At 74.1% G+C, this 15,309-nt stretch carries 12 protein-coding genes; 10 read left to right on the top strand and 2 right to left on the bottom strand.

The window, feature by feature from the left end; all coding sequences use genetic code 11:
- The first annotated feature begins 572 nt into the window (after positions 1-572).
- Positions 573-2,261, top strand: a complete 1,689-nt coding sequence (locus tag ACIP4O_RS25295) for a sigma-70 family RNA polymerase sigma factor (protein WP_401577816.1) — start codon at positions 573-575, stop codon at positions 2,259-2,261.
- Positions 2,262-2,369: 108 nt separating this feature from the next.
- On the opposite strand, the gene ACIP4O_RS25290 is transcribed toward ACIP4O_RS25295, so the two are convergent.
- On the bottom strand, positions 2,370-3,359 hold the full coding sequence (locus ACIP4O_RS25290) for a hypothetical protein (protein WP_401578156.1): 990 nt from the start codon (positions 3,357-3,359) through the stop codon (positions 2,370-2,372).
- 262 nt (positions 3,360-3,621) lie between these two features.
- On the opposite strand from ACIP4O_RS25290, the gene ACIP4O_RS25285 reads away from it, so the two are divergent.
- From ACIP4O_RS25285 to proC, 9 genes are all read left to right on the top strand, one after another.
- Positions 3,622-4,647 (top strand): Ppx/GppA family phosphatase, encoded by a 1,026-nt coding sequence (locus ACIP4O_RS25285; RefSeq protein ID WP_401577815.1) that lies wholly within the window; start codon positions 3,622-3,624, stop codon positions 4,645-4,647.
- Positions 4,648-4,911: 264 nt separating this feature from the next.
- Positions 4,912-5,886, top strand: a complete 975-nt coding sequence (locus ACIP4O_RS25280) for a sugar phosphate isomerase/epimerase family protein (protein ID WP_401577813.1) — start codon at positions 4,912-4,914, stop codon at positions 5,884-5,886.
- Positions 5,887-5,972: 86 nt separating this feature from the next.
- Positions 5,973-6,638 (top strand): TetR family transcriptional regulator, encoded by a 666-nt coding sequence (locus ACIP4O_RS25275; protein ID WP_401577811.1) that lies wholly within the window; start codon positions 5,973-5,975, stop codon positions 6,636-6,638.
- A 245-nt stretch (positions 6,639-6,883) separates the two neighbouring features.
- A complete protein-coding gene (gene ilvD, locus ACIP4O_RS25270; RefSeq protein WP_361323137.1) occupies positions 6,884-8,737 on the top strand; it encodes a dihydroxy-acid dehydratase in 1,854 nt (617 codons plus the stop codon).
- A 36-nt stretch (positions 8,738-8,773) separates the two neighbouring features.
- Complete coding sequence (locus ACIP4O_RS25265; RefSeq protein WP_401577810.1) at positions 8,774-9,304, top strand: EamA/RhaT family transporter; 531 nt, start codon at positions 8,774-8,776, stop codon at positions 9,302-9,304.
- A gap of 81 nt (positions 9,305-9,385) precedes the next feature.
- Positions 9,386-10,216, top strand: coding sequence for a class I SAM-dependent methyltransferase (locus ACIP4O_RS25260; protein ID WP_401577808.1), 831 nt, complete (start codon positions 9,386-9,388; stop codon positions 10,214-10,216).
- A 294-nt stretch (positions 10,217-10,510) separates the two neighbouring features.
- Positions 10,511-11,302, top strand: a complete 792-nt coding sequence (locus ACIP4O_RS25255; protein ID WP_401577806.1) for an ABC transporter ATP-binding protein — start codon at positions 10,511-10,513, stop codon at positions 11,300-11,302.
- Complete coding sequence (locus ACIP4O_RS25250; protein ID WP_401577804.1) at positions 11,299-12,036, top strand: ABC transporter permease; 738 nt, start codon at positions 11,299-11,301, stop codon at positions 12,034-12,036. The genes ACIP4O_RS25255 and ACIP4O_RS25250 overlap by 4 nt, the downstream gene beginning before the upstream one ends.
- Before the next feature lie 155 nt (positions 12,037-12,191).
- Positions 12,192-12,998 (top strand): pyrroline-5-carboxylate reductase, encoded by an 807-nt coding sequence (gene proC, locus ACIP4O_RS25245; protein WP_401577802.1) that lies wholly within the window; start codon positions 12,192-12,194, stop codon positions 12,996-12,998.
- A gap of 22 nt (positions 12,999-13,020) precedes the next feature.
- On the opposite strand, the gene ACIP4O_RS25240 is transcribed toward proC, so the two are convergent.
- The gene (locus ACIP4O_RS25240; RefSeq protein ID WP_401577800.1) at positions 13,021-14,757 is read right to left on the bottom strand and encodes an FG-GAP-like repeat-containing protein; all 1,737 of its coding nucleotides are present in this window, start codon (positions 14,755-14,757) and stop codon (positions 13,021-13,023) included.
- Positions 14,758-15,309: the final 552 nt, after the last annotated feature.

Genomic DNA, 15,309 nt, shown 5'->3' with positions numbered 1-15,309 from the left:
GGGTGGGGGAGCGCGGGGGATTCTGGGGGCGTGAAGGGGCGGGCGCCCGTGCGGGAGTGCTGCGCACGCTCTTACCGGGACCCGTACGCCTGCGCGTGGACCGGTACCACCCCTCGCGGGGCCCTGTACGGCCTCGCCGGGACCCGCACGTCTGCTTCGGGACCCGTACGCCCTCGCCTAGCAGGGACACGCACGCCCTCGCCCGGACCCGTGTCCCCCTCGCGCGGACCCGTGTCCCCCCTCGCCGGGACCCGCACGTCTCGCCTGGGCCGCACGTCTGCGCCGGGGCGGACCCGCACACCCCCGCCTCGCCGGCACCCATACGCCCCGCCTCGCCAGCACCCGTACGCCCTGCCGGGACCGGTCCCCCCTCGCCGGACCCGCACGCCCGCGCGTGGACCGGTACCACCCCCGCGCCGCGCCCCGTACGCCCCTGCCCGCTCCCCGTACGCCCGCGCCGACCCGTACGCGCCCTTTCCTGTCCCCTTTCGAGCGATCTGTTCACCCGTAAGGAGTAAAAGGGCTCAAGGAGGGGCGAGTGAGGGCGCACGGGCGCCTACGGTCGCCGGGTGATGAGCAGCAGGACCGAGCACTCCACTTCCCGGGACGGTACGGGCTCCTCAGGCATGCCCGGCGCGGCCGCGGCGGGGCCCGGCGGGGGCATTGACGGGCGGTTCGACGGGCATCTCGACGGCCTTTTCACGTACTGCCTCTCCGTCCTGTGCGCGCACGAGGCGGCGGTCGGCGTGGTGCGCGAGGTGCTGGATCTCGCCGCGCGCAAGCAGAGCCGCGCGCCGCAGGACGACGCGGACCGGCAGGCGTGGCTCTACGCGCTGGCCCGCTGGGTGTGCCTGCGGCGCCTCACCGAGACGCGCGGCCGCCCGGAGGAGGAAGCGCGCGAGGAGTCGGCGCAGGGGCGCGAGCGGCGCAGGGAACTGGCCCGGCTCGCCTGGCCGGAGGCGGCGGGGACGAGCCCCGAGCAGCGCGAGGCGCTGGAACTCGCGGTACGGCACGGGCTGACCCCGCTCCAGGTGGCCTCGGTGATCGGTCTGGAGGAGAGCGCGGCGCGGGAACTGCTCGCGGCGGCGGCGTGCGAGGTGGAGCGGACGCGGGTCGCGCTCGGGGTCGCGGCGAGCGGGGGTTGCCCCGTCGCCGCGCGGTACGCGGGGGACCGCCGTATCCCGCTCGGCTCCGCGCTCCGCGGCGAGTTGGTGCGCCACGTCGACGAGTGCCCGCGCTGTCGCCGTACCGCCGAACGCGCCGGTGCCGCCGAGCCGTGGCCGGGCACGGCCGTCACCCCGGACGCGCTGCCCGTCCTCGCGGCCCCGCGCGCCGAGATCCTCGCGCGCCCCGCCGCCGAGGTGGCGAGGCGCCGCAAAGGCGCCGCGCAGCTGCGACTCGACCGCAAGGGCTTCCCGATGGACGCGCGGGAGCGCGCGGCCCGGCGCGAACGGCTGCGCTCGCGCGCCGTCACGACGACGGTCGTGGCGACCGTCGTCGCCGCGCCGCTCCTCGCGCTGTGGACCTCGTACGGGGGTGGGCTGCCGTTCTTCGACGACGGCCCGGACGGCGGGCGCGCGGTGAGCGCGCGGGACAGCGAGGGCAAGGGCGGCGCGGGAGCCGAGCCGTACGAGAACGCGGGCAGCGCCCAGGACGCGGGCGAACCGCTCTCGGCGACCGTCGTCGACCCGGAGGGCAAGCACCGCGCGGGCGCCTCGGGGCTCGCCATCAGCGTCCGCACACGAGGCGACAGCAGCCTGATCACGCTGCGCGCCACCGGCCGCGCGCCGCTCGACTGGGGCCTCGCGACGGGGGCCGGCTGGGTACGGCTGAGCAAGCACGCGGGACGGCTCGAACGGGGCGAGTCGGTGACGGTACTGGCGCACGTGGTGCGCGGGCGCACGCCGGAGCACGGCTGGCGGGCGGAGATCCGGGTGAGCCCGGTGGACGCGGTGATCGTGCTCAGCGGCAGCGGCGCCCGTGCCCGTTCGCACGAGAAGGGCACCGGAGGCGGCCGGGAGAGCGCCGAGCCGCCCGCCGAGTCGCGACCGAGCGCCGGGCCGAGCCACAGCCAGGAGCCGCCGGCCGAAACCGGCCCGAGCGAGGACCCGCCACCCACCGGCCCCGGCCCGAGCGAGCCACCGACGAGCCGGCCGCCCGAGCCACCGGAGAGCACCCCGCCGACCTCGGGGCCCACGAGCCCGGAGGAGCCGACGACGGGGGAGCCGGGGGCGGAGGGGGAGCAGCAGCGGAGGCACTAGACAGCCCCCGCTTCCCGCCAGCTCGCGCCCCCGGCCCCGCCCCCGCCAGCTCGCGCCCCTCGGCCCCAGCCCCTGCCGCCCCCTCCGGCCCCGCCCCGTCCCGCCTCGTCATCCCGCTCGTTGGTCCGCCGGGTGCGGTGCCACCAGCGGCAGCTGCGAGGCCAGGCGCGCCTCGCACACCTCCGCGAGCTGCGCGTACGCCTTCTTGCCCATCAGCTCCGTCAGCTCGGGCCGGTACGAGACGTAGACCGGCTCACCCGCGCCGTGCGCCGAGGTCGCCGAGGTGCACCACCAGTGCAGGTCGTGGCCGCCCGGGCCCCAGCCCCTGCGGTCGTACTCCCCGATCGACACCTGGAGGATCTGCGTGCCGTCCGGTCGCTCCACCCAGTCGTACGTCCTGCGCACCGGCAGCTGCCAGCACACGTCCGGCTTCGTCTCCAGCGGTTCGCGGCCCTCGCGCAGCGCCAGGATGTGCAGCGCGCAGCCCGCGCCGCCCGCGAAGCCGGGCCGGTTCTGGAAGACGCACGAACCCTGCCAGCGCCGCGTCTGCCGCTCCCCGTCGTTCTCGTCGAGCTGCACCCAGCCCGTCGTCGTGCCCACGTCGTGGTGCTGCCAGATGTCCGGCGTGAGGCGCTCGACGAAACCGGCGACCCGCTCCTCGTCCTCCTCGTCCGAGAAGTGCGCGCCCAGCGTGCAGCAGCCGTCGGCCGCGCGCCCCGCCTGGATGCCCTGGCAGCCGCTGCCGAAGACACAGCTCCAGCGCGAGGTGAGCCACGTCAGATCGCAGCGGAAGACCTGCTCCTCGTCGTCCGGATCGACGAACTCCACCCACGCCCGCGCGAAGTCGAGCCCCTTCTCGTCGTCCCGGGGAAGGGGGTACGTGCCGGGATCGGTCGCCACCGCGACGGCCACGTCGCCCGTACCGTCCTCCGGCGGCGCGGTCCGCAGCTCGCGCGCGAGCAACGCGGCCTGCCTCGCGTTCCGCTTGGCGCCCGGCTTCGCGCCCCGCGTCGCACTCCGCTTGTCCGCCTTGTCCGCCTGCTTCGCGCCCTGCTCGCGCTTCCGCTTGTCCTGCTTCTGCTTCTGCTGCTGCGGCACCTCGGGGGCCCCTTCGGACGGCGGCATTTCCGGGGACTTCGCCTTTTTCGTCTTCGGCACGCGCCCAGCGTAAGCGCGTCGCCCCGCCGACCGGGAACGTCACGCCCGCGCCCCGCCACAAGGTCACGCCGCGTCGCGCGCCGTCCGCTTCCGCTTACGCACGCCGACGGCCGCCCGCGCCCCGTACGCCCCGGTACACCGTCCGGTGCTTCGTCCGCTACTCCGCCCGCGCGCCCGGAGCGGCGCAGTAGCGTGTGCGGCCATGAGGCTCGGAGTACTCGACGTCGGCTCGAACACGGTGCACCTGCTCGTCGTGGACGCCCACCACGGCGCGCGGCCGCTGCCCGCGCACTCGCACAAGGCCGAACTGCGCCTGGCCCAGCTGCTCGACGCTGACGGCGCGATCGGTGAACGGGGCGTGACCGCGCTGACAGCCACCGTCCGCGAAGCGCTCCTGGCCGCCGAGGACAAGGGCGTGGAGGAACTGCTGCCCTTCGCGACCTCCGCGGTGCGCGACGCCGTCAACGCCGACGAGGTCCTGCGCCGCGTCCGCGAGGAGACCGGCGTACGGCTCGACGTGCTCAGCGGCCCGGAGGAGGCGCGGCTCACGTTCCTCGCCGCGCGCCGCTGGTTCGGCTGGTCGGCGGGCCGGCTGCTGCTGCTCGACATCGGCGGCGGCTCGCTGGAGATCGCCTACGGCCTCGACGAGGAACCCGACGCGGCCGTCTCGCTGCCGCTCGGCGCCGGCCGCCTCACGCACGCGCGCCTGCCCGGCGACCCGCCCGCGCCCGAGGACGTCAGGCAGCTGCGCAAGTACGTACGTGCCTCCATCGCGCGCGTCGTCGGCGAGTTCAGCCGCTTCGGGCCGCCCGACCACGTCGTCGCGACGTCCAAGACCTTCCGCCGCCTCGCCCGCGTCGGCGGCGCGGCACGCTCCTCGGAGGGGCTGTACGTGACGCGCGAGCTCAAGCGCCGCTCGCTGGAGGAGTGGGTGCCGCGCCTCGCCGCGATGACCGCCGCAGAACGCGCCGAACTCCCCGGCATCCCCGAGGACCGCGCCGACCAGCTGCTCGCGGGCGCGATCGTCGCCGAGGGCGCCTTCGACCTCTTCGGCATCGAACGCGCCGAGATCTGCCCCTGGGCACTGCGCGAAGGAGTCATCCTCCGCCGCCTGGACCGCCTGGACCGCCTGGACCGCCTGGACCGCCTGGACCGCCTCGACCGCGCCGAGGGCGGTCGCGGAGCGGTGATCACCGAGGCTGTCGCGACCCGCACCCCTCAGGCCTGACGCCAGACCGGCTCCCGCGGTGGGGGCCACGGCCCTCGCGGTACGCGCCATGAGCGCGCCACACGTGCCATGTGCGAAGTACGCGCGGTGCGGCCCTTCGGAGATACGGGGGCGGCCCGGCGCCCCGCGCGCTCCCCGCCCCTCCGTGGCGAACCGCACACCCGCCGCCACCGCGCAGGTCGAGCCGCCCGCCGCGCCCTCCCGCACGTTCCCGCGCGGCTCGCGCCCGGACACCCCGGGGCTACCGCCCCGTAGGCTGTGGGGGTGGTTGAAGCAGCGGTTCGCGTTCCGGGGGCGAAGGTCGCCCTGTCGACGGCCTCGGTCTATCCGGAGTCGACGGCGACGGCCTTCGAGATCGCCGCGCGCCTCGGCTACGACGGCGTCGAGGTCATGGTGTGGACCGACCCGGTCAGTCAGGACATCGACGCCCTGCGCAGGCTCTCCGACTTCCACCGCGTCCCCGTTCTCGCCGTCCACGCCCCCTGTCTGCTCATCACGCAACGGGTGTGGACAACGGACCCCTGGACCAAGCTCCAGCGCGCTCGCAGCGCCGCCGAGCGCCTCGGCGCCTCGGCCGTCGTCGTCCACCCGCCCTTCCGCTGGCAGCGCCAGTACGCGCGCGACTTCGTCGACGGCATCTGGCGCATGGCGAACGAGACGGACGTGCGCTTCGCCGTCGAGAACATGTACCCCTGGCGCTACCGCGAGCGCGAACTCCTCGCCTACGCCCCCGACTGGGACGTCACGCACGACGACTACCGGCACTTCACCGTCGATCTCTCGCACACCGCGACGGCCCGCACCGACGCCACCGCGATGATCGACCGCATGGGCGACCGCCTCGCCCACGTGCACCTCGCCGACGGCTCCGGCTCCGGCAAGGACGAACACCTCGTGCCGGGACGGGGCACCCAGCCGTGCGCCGAGACGCTGGAACGCCTCGCCGTGAGCGGCTTCACCGGGCACGTGGTCATCGAGGTCAACACGCGCCGCGCGATGTCCAACGCCGAACGCGAGGCGGACCTCGCCGAAGCCCTCGCCTACACGCGCCTCCACCTCGCCGCCCCCCTCTCCCCGCCCCGCGCGGACGCCCCCGGAGCCGCCGGACACACCGGAGCCCCCGGAGCCGCTGGGCACACCGGAGCCGCCGGGGACACCGGGGACGCCGAAGCAACCCGGACCCCGCGCACCGAGCCCGGCCCCACCACCACCTCGCCCGCGAGGTCCCCGCGCCCCTGAATCACCGCGCGGGCGCGAAGGCCCGGCGACGAGCGCGGAAAGCGGCCCGGAACACGGCCGGGCACGGCACGGAGGAGGCGGTACGGATGGCGGACGACGAGACGGCGCGCGAACCCCGCCGACGCCGCGGCCGACCCCCCAAGGCACTCGCCGCCAGCGGCCCCGCCGCCAGGGAACGCATCCTCGACGCCGCCAGCACCGCCTTCGCCGCGCAGGGCTACGACCGCACCCCGGTACGCGCCGTCGCGCGGCTCGCCGGGGTCGACGCCTCCCTCGTGCACCACTACTTCGGCACGAAGGACGCCCTGTTCGCCGCCGCCGTCGAGGCGCACTTCGCACCGACCGAGGGGCTCGCCGACGTCATCGGTGCGGGCGCCGAGGGCGTCGGCGAACGCCTCGCCACGTACTTCTTCGGCATCTGGGAGAACCCCGCCTCACGCGCCCCGCTGCTCGCCCTCGTCCGCTCCGCGCTCACCCACGAGGCCGCCGCCGGAGTCCTTCGCTCGCTCGTCCTCAGCCGCCTCCTGGAACGCATCGCCCAGAAACTCGACGTCCCCGACCCCCGCCTGCGCGCCGAACTCGCCGCCTCGCACCTCGTCGGCATCGCGCTGCTCCGGTACGTGCTCGGAGTCGAACCCATCGCCTCCGAACCGGCCCCCCGCCTCGTCGCCGCCGTCGCCCCCACCCTCCAGCGCTACCTGACCGACCCGGACCCGGGCGTCACCGGCGAACCAGTCCACGGCCACCCCTGAACCGGCGCGCCACCCCCGAACCGGCGCGGGCCACCCCTGAACCGGCGCGCGTCGCACCCCGCCCGCCCCCGCGTCGCACCATCCCACCCGCCCCGCGCCGAGCACAGACGTCCCGTATTCCGGACACCCTGTCCAGATCTTGGAGCACGGGCGTACGCTCGATCGCAAGACTTACGCGTCGAGGGCGGTCCCCGTGGCCGCGCCCGGCGCGCATCACCACCCTGTACGACGAGGAGCGAGCGACGATGCCCGAGCTGAGGTCCCGCACTGTCACCCACGGCCGCAACATGGCGGGCGCCCGCGCCCTTATGCGCGCCTCGGGCGTAGCCAGTGCGGACATCGGCAAGCCGATCGTCGCCATCGCGAACTCGTTCACCGAGTTCGTGCCGGGGCACACCCACCTCCAGCCGGTCGGCCGGATCGTCTCCGAGGCGGTCAAGGCGGCGGGCGCCGTGCCCCGCGAGTTCAACACGATCGCCGTCGACGACGGCATCGCGATGGGCCACGGCGGGATGCTCTACTCGCTGCCCTCGCGCGACCTGATCGCCGACTCCGTCGAGTACATGGTCGAGGCGCACTGCGCCGACGCGCTCATCTGCATCTCGAACTGCGACAAGATCACGCCCGGCATGCTGATGGCCGCCCTGCGCCTCAACATCCCGACGGTCTTCGTCTCCGGCGGCCCGATGGAGGCCGGCAAGGCGACGCTGGTCGACGGCACCGTCCGCAAGCTCGACCTGATCAACGCGATCAGCGACGCGGTCAACGAGTCGGTCTCGGACGAGGACATCCTCCGGATCGAGGAGAACGCCTGTCCCACCTGCGGCTCCTGCTCCGGCATGTTCACCGCCAACTCGATGAACTGCCTCGCCGAGGCGATCGGCCTCGCGCTCCCGGGCAACGGCTCGGTCCTCGCCACGCACACGGCCCGCCGCGCGCTCTACGAGAAGGCGGGCGAGACGGTCGTCGAGCTGACCCGCCGCTACTACGAGCAGGACGACGACAGCGTCCTGCCGCGCAACATCGCCACGCACGCGGCCTTCGAGAACGCCATGGCGCTCGACATCGCCATGGGCGGCTCGACGAACACGATCCTGCACCTGCTCGCGGCCGCCCAGGAGGCGGGCGCGGACTACGACCTGCACGACATCAACGACGTCTCGCGGCGCGTCCCCTGCCTCGCGAAGGTCGCGCCGAACGTGGCCGGCTCGCACACGTACTACATGGAGGACGTGCACCGCGCGGGCGGTATCCCGGCGATCCTCGGCGAGCTGTACCGGGGCGGACTGCTCAACGAGGACGTGCACACGATCCACTCGCCGTCCGTCAAGGACTGGCTGGAGACGTGGGACGTGCGCGGCGGCACGGCGAGCGAGGAGGCCGTCGAGCTGTGGCACGCGGCGCCCGGGTGCCGCCGCAGCGCCGAGGCGTTCTCGCAGTCGGAGCGCTGGGACACGCTCGACACGGACGCGGCGGGCGGCTGCATCCGCGACGTCGCGCACGCCTACTCCGTGGACGGCGGCCTCGCGGTCCTGCGCGGCAACCTCGCCGTGGACGGCGCCGTCGTGAAGACCGCGGGCGTCGACGAGTCGATCTGGACCTTCGAGGGCCCCGCCGTCGTCTGCGAGTCGCAGGAAGAGGCCGTCGAGAAGATCCTCGCGAAGAAGGTCACGCCCGGCGACGTCGTCGTCATCCGCTACGAGGGCCCCAAGGGCGGCCCCGGCATGCAGGAGATGCTCTACCCGACGTCCTTCCTCAAGGGCCGCGGGCTCGGCAAGGTGTGCGCGCTCGTCACCGACGGCCGCTTCTCCGGCGGCACCTCCGGCCTCTCCATCGGCCACGCCTCGCCCGAGGCCGCGGCCGGCGGCACGATCGCGCTCGTCGAGGACGGCGACCGCATCCGCATCGACATCCCGAACCGCTCGATGGAACTGCTCGTCGACGACGAGACCCTCGCGGCTCGCCGCGAAGCACTCGGTGGGGTCTACGCGCCGAAGAACCGCGAACGGGCCGTCTCGACCGCCCTGCGCGCGTACGCGGCGATGGCGACCAGCGCCGACAAGGGCGCCGTGCGCGACGTGACCCTCCTCGGGGGCTGAGCCACCGCCGTGCCCCGCGCCCGCGATAATCGCCGGGTGACCGAGAACGCGCGCGAGACCCCCGGCCCCCCGTCCCCCAGGACACCGAGCGAGCCGGGGCCCCGCCCCGAACCGCTGCGCTTCTTCGGCACGACGTGGCTCGCCCACGACGGCGGCTACGGCGCCCGCCGCGCCGCCGTCGGCCTCGGCTCGCTGCTCTGCGCGGCGGCCGGGGCCCTCGTGCTGAAGTTCGCCTACGAGGGCATCGCGCTCGCCGATGTGGGCGGCCTCGTGAACCTCCTGCTCGTCGTGATGTTCGCGCTGTGCACGGCGATGGCCTTCGCCCGTACGTGGCAGAACTTCACCCGCCGCCCCGACCCGGCCGCCCAGCAGTCCGTGCGCGGCCTCCTGGCCATCGGCTTCCTCGGCACCCTCCTCGCCCACGCGGTCCGCTGCCTCACCGAGGCCCCGGGCGAGTCCCTCGTCCGCGAGGAGTACGAGGAAGCGCGGACGCGCTACGAGAAGCGCCGCGCCAAGGGCGGCGCGAAGCCCGGCGCGAAGGGGCGCGGCAAGACGAAACGCCGCTGACGCGAAGCGTCCCGGACCGCGAACGAGGCCCGCACCGGGGGGGCTTGAAAGACAGCCCGGCGGTCGGCGCAGGATGACCCCATGGACGCTGCCACGCACACCCGCAGAGCACACTCCTTCAACGCCGCCGCAGGCTCCTACGCCGCCTACCGCCCCTCCTACCCCGACGCCCTCTTCGACGCCGTCGAGGAACTCGCCGGACGCTCCCTGAGCGACGCCCGCGTCATCGACGTCGGCGCGGGCACCGGCATCGCGAGCGCCCGGCTCGCCGCGCGCGGCGCCCACGTCCTCGGTGTCGAACCCGGCGCGGGCATGGCCGCCCAGTACCGCCACGACCTCCCGCACCTCCCCGTCGTGCGCGGCGACGGCAACGCACTCCCGCTCCGCGACGCGAGCGCCGACTTCGTCACCTACGCCCAGTCCTGGCACTGGACCGACCCCGAGCGCGCGCTTCCCGAGGCGATGCGCGTCCTGCGCCCGGGCGGCGCGCTCGCCGCGTGGTGGAACGTCTCCGATCCCGAGGTGGAGTGGGTCGCCGCCCAAGGCGCCCGCCTGCGCGAGTGGTTCGGCTCCGAGGCCCAGGCGCACGGTGCTCCCGGAGCCCAGGGCCCGCACGAACTCCAGAAGGCGCCGCAGCCCACCCAGGACCCGCGCCACGGCTCCGCGCGAGACCGCGCCCTCGCGGACAAGGCCGACTCCGCCTCCCGCACCGTGCGATGGAGCCGCCGTGTCCCGCTCGACCACCACCTCGCGAACCTCGCAAGCCACTCCATCCTCCTCGTCCGTGACGAATCCACCCGTAACAACTTCTTGGCAGCCGAACGCGCCGCGCTGCTCGCGGTGTTCCCGGATGCCACGATCGAGGAGAAATACCTCGTCGAGTTGACGCTCGCGCGCCGCCCCACGCACTGAGCCCGCATGACGTCACGTCACCTCTGACCTGCGACGCCGTCCAGCGCCGCACCACCGAAGGCCCCCGCACCCCGGGGGCCTTCGCGCGTCAACACGGCGACACGGCTCCCACCCGGCCCGGGCGGCCCCACCCCGTACGCCGCAGGCTCCGTACCCCCGGGCCCTTGACGCTCCGGACGCGGCGACCCAAGAATTAACCGCGCGATTAATTAATCGCCCACCGTCCCCACTCTGCCCCCGCCCGCTCCCGTCCCGCCCGCCCCCGGCTCCCTCCCGGAGACCACGGAGACCCCCATGCGCCCCAGCCGCCCCACCACCACCACCGACCCCGACCCGGCCGCGCCCGCCGCCGTCCGCGCCACCCGCCTCACCGTCCACCGCGGCCACCGCCCCGTCCTCGACGACCTCGCCTTCACCGTCCCCACCGGCCGCGTCACCGGCCTGCTCGGCCCCTCCGGCTGCGGGAAATCCACCCTCATGCGCGCCGTCGTCGGCACCCAGCGCGCCGTCACGGGCGAGCTGACCGTCCTCGGCGCGCCCGCCGGAACCCCGGCCCTGCGGTCCCGCGTCGGCTACGTGACGCAGGCCCCCTCCGTCTACGACGACCTGAGCGTGCGCCAGAACCTCGCCTACTTCGCCGCCGTGCTCGACCCGGGCCGCCGCGCGGCGCGCCGCCGCACCGCCGCGGTCGACGCCGCCCTCGAAGCCGTCGACCTCACCCCGCACGCCGAAGCCCGCGCGGGCGCCCTCTCCGGTGGCCAGCGCAGCCGCGTCTCCCTCGCCGTCGCCCTCCTCGGCAGTCCGGAACTCCTCGTCCTCGACGAACCGACGGTCGGTCTCGACCCCGTCCTGCGCCGCGACCTGTGGGCCCTCTTCCACCGCCTCGCCCGCGAGAGCGGCACGAGCCTGCTCATCTCCTCGCACGTCATGGACGAGGCGGAACGCTGCGACCACCTGCTCCTGCTCCGCGAGGGCGCCCTCCTCGCCGCGGGCACCCCCGAAGACCTGCGCACCCGCACCGCGACCGACTCCGTCGAGGCCGCCTTCCTCGCCCTCGTGGACAGCGCCTCCCAGGAGGACCGATGAACGCCGCCCGCACCCTCGCCACCGCCGCGCGCGTCCTGCGCCAACTGCGCGCCGACCCCCGCACCGTCGCGCTGCTCCTCGTCGTCCCCTGTCTGATGATCTTCCTGCTGCGGTACGTGTTCGACGCGAGCCCGCGCACGTTCGACCAGATCGGCGCCTCCCTGCTCGGGATCTTCCCGCTCATCACGATGTTCCTGGTCGCCTCGATCTCGACCCTGCGCGAACGCACCTCGGGCACCCTCGAACGCCTCCTCGCCCTCCCCCTCGCGAAGGCCGACCTCATCGGCGGCTACGCCCTCGCCTTCGGCGCCCTCGCCGTCCTCCAGGCGGCCCTCGCCACCGGCCTCTCGGTGTGGGCGCTCGGCCTCGACGTGACCGGTTCCCCCTGGCTCCTGCTCCTGGTCGCGCTCCTCGACGCCCTCCTCGGCACCGCGCTCGGCCTCTTCGTCTCGGCCTTCGCCGCCTCCGAGTTCCAGGCCGTCCAGTTCATGCCGGCGGTGATCTTCCCGCAGCTCCTCCTGTGCGGCCTCTTCACCCCGCGCGACCGCATGCAGCCCGTCCTGGAGGCGCTCTCGAACGTCCTCCCCATGTCCTACGCGGTCGACGCCATGACCGAGATCCAGCGCCACACCGGCGTCACGGGCGACTTCGTCCGCGACATCCTCGTCGTCGCCGGCTGCGCCCTCCTCGTCCTCGGCCTGGGCGCGGCGACACTGCGCCGTCGTACGAACTGACGACCGTACGAGTACGGGACGAAGCGGTACGGGTACGGGGGCCCGCCCCGCGGCCCCGCCCGTCCCCGTACCGCCCACCGGACACCCCGGCCCGCGACCGTCGCCCGGTGCGAGACTGACCGCCGGACGACGAACCCGCCCGGAGGGTGAACACGATGACGCTGAAAGTCGCCGTACTCGGCACCGGAAAGATCGGCGAGGCGCTGCTCAGCGGCATGCTGCGGGCCGGCTGGGCGCCGCAGGACCTGCTCGTGACCGCGCGCCGCCCCGAGCGCGCCGAGGAACTGCGCGCGCGCCACGGCGTGAGCCCCGTGGGCAACGCGGAGGCGGCGAAGAGGGCGGACATCCTCATCCTCACGGTGAAGCCGCAGGACATGGGCACGCTGCTCGACGAGCTCGCCCCCCACCTGCCCGCCGACCGCCTCGTGATCAGCGGCGCGGCGGGCATCCCGACCGCCTTCTTCGAGGACCGCCTCGCCCCCGGCACGCCGGTCGTACGGGTCATGACGAACACCCCGGCGCTCGTCGACGAGGCGATGTCGGTGATCTCGGCGGGCACGCACGCCACCGGGGAGCACCTCGCCCACGCGGAGACGATCTTCGGCGGCGTCGGCAAGACGCTGCGGGTCCCGGAGAGCCAGCAGGACGCCGCGACCGCGCTCTCGGGCTCGGGCCCGGCGTACTTCTACTTCCTCGTCGAGGCGATGACGGACGCGGGCATCCTGCTCGGCCTGCCGCGAGACAAGGCGCACGAGCTGATCGTCCAGGCCGCGGTCGGCGCCGCCGTCATGCTCCGCGACTCGGGCGAGCACCCGGTCAAGCTCCGCGAGAACGTCACCTCCCCGGCCGGAACGACGATCAACGCGATCCGCGAGCTGGAGAACCACGGCGTCCGCGCCGCCCTGATCGCCGCCCTCGAAGCGGCCCGCGACCGCAGCCGCGAGCTGGCGGCCGGGGCCTGAGACCCGGCCGCTCCCCGGCCGCTCAGGACAGCGCGCGGATCGTGTTCCAGCTCCTCAGGCCGACCGTCGTACGGGGCCCGTCCACCGGCTCGCCGCTCGCGGAGGTACCGCCCGCGTAGAAGAGCAGGGTCCCGGTGCCCTCGCCCGTCGTGGCCCACAGATCCGCGCGTCCGTCCCGGTCGGCGTCCGAGGCTCCGGCGAGCAGGGGCCTGGCGGCGGTGGTCCAGCCGTGCCCGTACTCGGTCCGCGCGCCCACGCCGCCACCGGCGAGGCCGCGGTACAGCCACAGCGTGCCGTCCCGCGCGTCGCGGGCGAGCAGGTCGGGACGGCCGTCGTGGTCCGCGTCGCCGGGCGCGGTCAGGTCCATGGGGGACCAGCCCGCGGTGCCGATCAGCCGCGGCTCCCGCACCGCGGGCCGGTGCGTCCAGTCGTTCTCGTACAGCCACAGCCTGCCGCCGGTCGACACGACGAGGTCCGCGCGTCCGTCCCCCGTCGCGTCGCCGGGTACGACGAGCCGGGCGTCGGAGGCGAGACCGGTGAGGAGGCGCACGGGGGAGCCGAGCGTGCCGCCGACGCGGCCGGGATAGACGCGCAACTCGTCGCCGACGCGCGCCACCACGTCCTCCAGGCCGTCCCCGGTCCAGTCCCCGCGGTGGGTCACGGAGGCGCCGAGCCAGCCGCCGGTGCCGATGATCGCGGGCGCTCCCATGTGCCCGCCGTGCCCGTCGCCCGGGTAGAGCCGCAGCCGGCCGCTGTCGTCGACGGCGAGCAGGTCCGGCAGCCCGTCCCCGTCCAGGTCTCCCGCCGTACGGTGTCCGCCGAGCCGTCCGAGGACGGGCGCGTGGTCCGAGAAGCCGTTCGGATCGCCGCTGTCCGTCTCGTTCTCCGTCGTATCCATCAGCGCGCTCTCGACGGAGCACGAGGAGAAGGCGCTGCCCTCGGCGGGACGGCTGACGAAGAGGTGATCGAACTCGTGCCAGCGGTGCGCCTTGGCCTCGTTGTCCCAGCCGTGGTGCGTCGTACCGCTGACACAGTTCTCGTACGCGGAGGTCAGCGGCTTCATCGCGGCGTCGCCCGCGGCGCGGTTGAAGTCCCCACCGAGCACCGTCCGAGCCGTCCCGTGCGCGGTCCCGAAGCCGGCCACGAACGTCCGCACCGCCTCGATCTGCGCGGGAACACGGGAATCGGCGCTGCCCGGAATGATGTGCGTGTCGCAGAGGGAAGTCGACCACTCGGCCACCGCCACGCACTGGACCGGCAGTCTCTGCACACTCACACCGGCCGGATCGGGGGGCAGCGTGTTCTCGTGCGCCTCCGCGGAAATGGTGCCGCGCACGGCGATCAGGTTCCCGAGGATTCCGCCCACCAGCGAACCCCGGCACGCACTCGCCTCCGGGTCGCCCTGGGGAGTGCCGTCCGCGTTCCTGTCATCGGGCCGCTTGGCGGGTGCGAACGCGAATGACCAGCCGGTCCCCAACTTCTCGCGCAGGCTTTTCTCGTGAGCCCCGTCGGGCCCGCCGCAGGTCTCCTGGAGCAGGACCGCGTCCGCGTTCTCCGCGGCGACGAGCCGCGCGAGTTCCTCGGTCTTGCGTTCGGGGTCGTTCCGGTACGGGCAGTATCCGGCCGCGCCGCGCCCTCCGCCCGCCTCACCGCAGATGTTCCACGAGACGACGGTGAGGTCCGGCGGTGCCGTGTCCCGCGGTGACGCGGGCGCGGCCTGTCCGGACCCGACTCCCAAGAAGGCCGACGTCAGAAGCATGACGGCCGGCAGTGCACGGGCTGTCCCCATCGCGATCCCCTCCCCTCGCGGTACGGGACCGCCCCGCACCGCCCGCACCTGTCGGCGCGCTAGGCGATCATGGGGTGCGGGCAGGTGGTCTTGCCCTCGTTTGACACGGACGCCGGGCATCCGTATGGTTCTCCGAGTTGCCACGAAGCCGCACAGGCTTTCAGTGGCACTCTCGCCGCGAAAGCGGCACCCTCCTCAGCAGTACGGCTTATCCCCAGGGAAAAGCATTTGGCGGCTTCGCGCTGTCCGAATTCGTTTCCGATCGGCTCGATTATGAGTCCGGGCGAGAATCCACTACTGTTCAGGACGTCGGAACGGACCGGAAACGGCCGGGAAGACAAGCCCAACCGGCAGGGAATCGGAACCGCGAGGATCTGATAGAGTCGGAAACGCCGAAAGGGAAACGGAAAGGCCGAAAGGTCGGGCTGGGAACCGGAAAGCACCGAGGAAATCGGGCCCGAGAGAGTCTGATAGAGTCGGAAACACGAAATACCGAAGGGAAAACGCCCGGAGGAAAGCCCG

Source organism: Streptomyces sp. NPDC088923 (genome assembly GCF_044749745.1).
In the GTDB taxonomy this organism is placed as follows: Bacteria; Actinomycetota; Actinomycetes; order Streptomycetales; family Streptomycetaceae; genus Streptomyces.
The sequence above is the reverse complement of the archived record's forward strand: the minus strand, read 5'-3'. Positions and strand labels throughout refer to the sequence as shown.

Coding starts and splice junctions, on each gene's coding strand:
- proC (WP_401577802.1), top strand. CDS start 12,192: ATGACGCTGAAAGTCGCCGTACTCGGCACCGGAAAGATCGGCGAGGCG.
- ACIP4O_RS25260 (WP_401577808.1), top strand. CDS start 9,386: ATGGACGCTGCCACGCACACCCGCAGAGCACACTCCTTCAACGCCGCC.
- ACIP4O_RS25240 (WP_401577800.1), bottom strand. CDS start 14,757: ATGCTTCTGACGTCGGCCTTCTTGGGAGTCGGGTCCGGACAGGCCGCG.
- ACIP4O_RS25275 (WP_401577811.1), top strand. CDS start 5,973: ATGGCGGACGACGAGACGGCGCGCGAACCCCGCCGACGCCGCGGCCGA.
- ACIP4O_RS25295 (WP_401577816.1), top strand. CDS start 573: ATGAGCAGCAGGACCGAGCACTCCACTTCCCGGGACGGTACGGGCTCC.
- ACIP4O_RS25255 (WP_401577806.1), top strand. CDS start 10,511: ATGCGCCCCAGCCGCCCCACCACCACCACCGACCCCGACCCGGCCGCG.
- ACIP4O_RS25250 (WP_401577804.1), top strand. CDS start 11,299: ATGAACGCCGCCCGCACCCTCGCCACCGCCGCGCGCGTCCTGCGCCAA.
- ACIP4O_RS25285 (WP_401577815.1), top strand. CDS start 3,622: ATGAGGCTCGGAGTACTCGACGTCGGCTCGAACACGGTGCACCTGCTC.
- ilvD (WP_361323137.1), top strand. CDS start 6,884: ATGCCCGAGCTGAGGTCCCGCACTGTCACCCACGGCCGCAACATGGCG.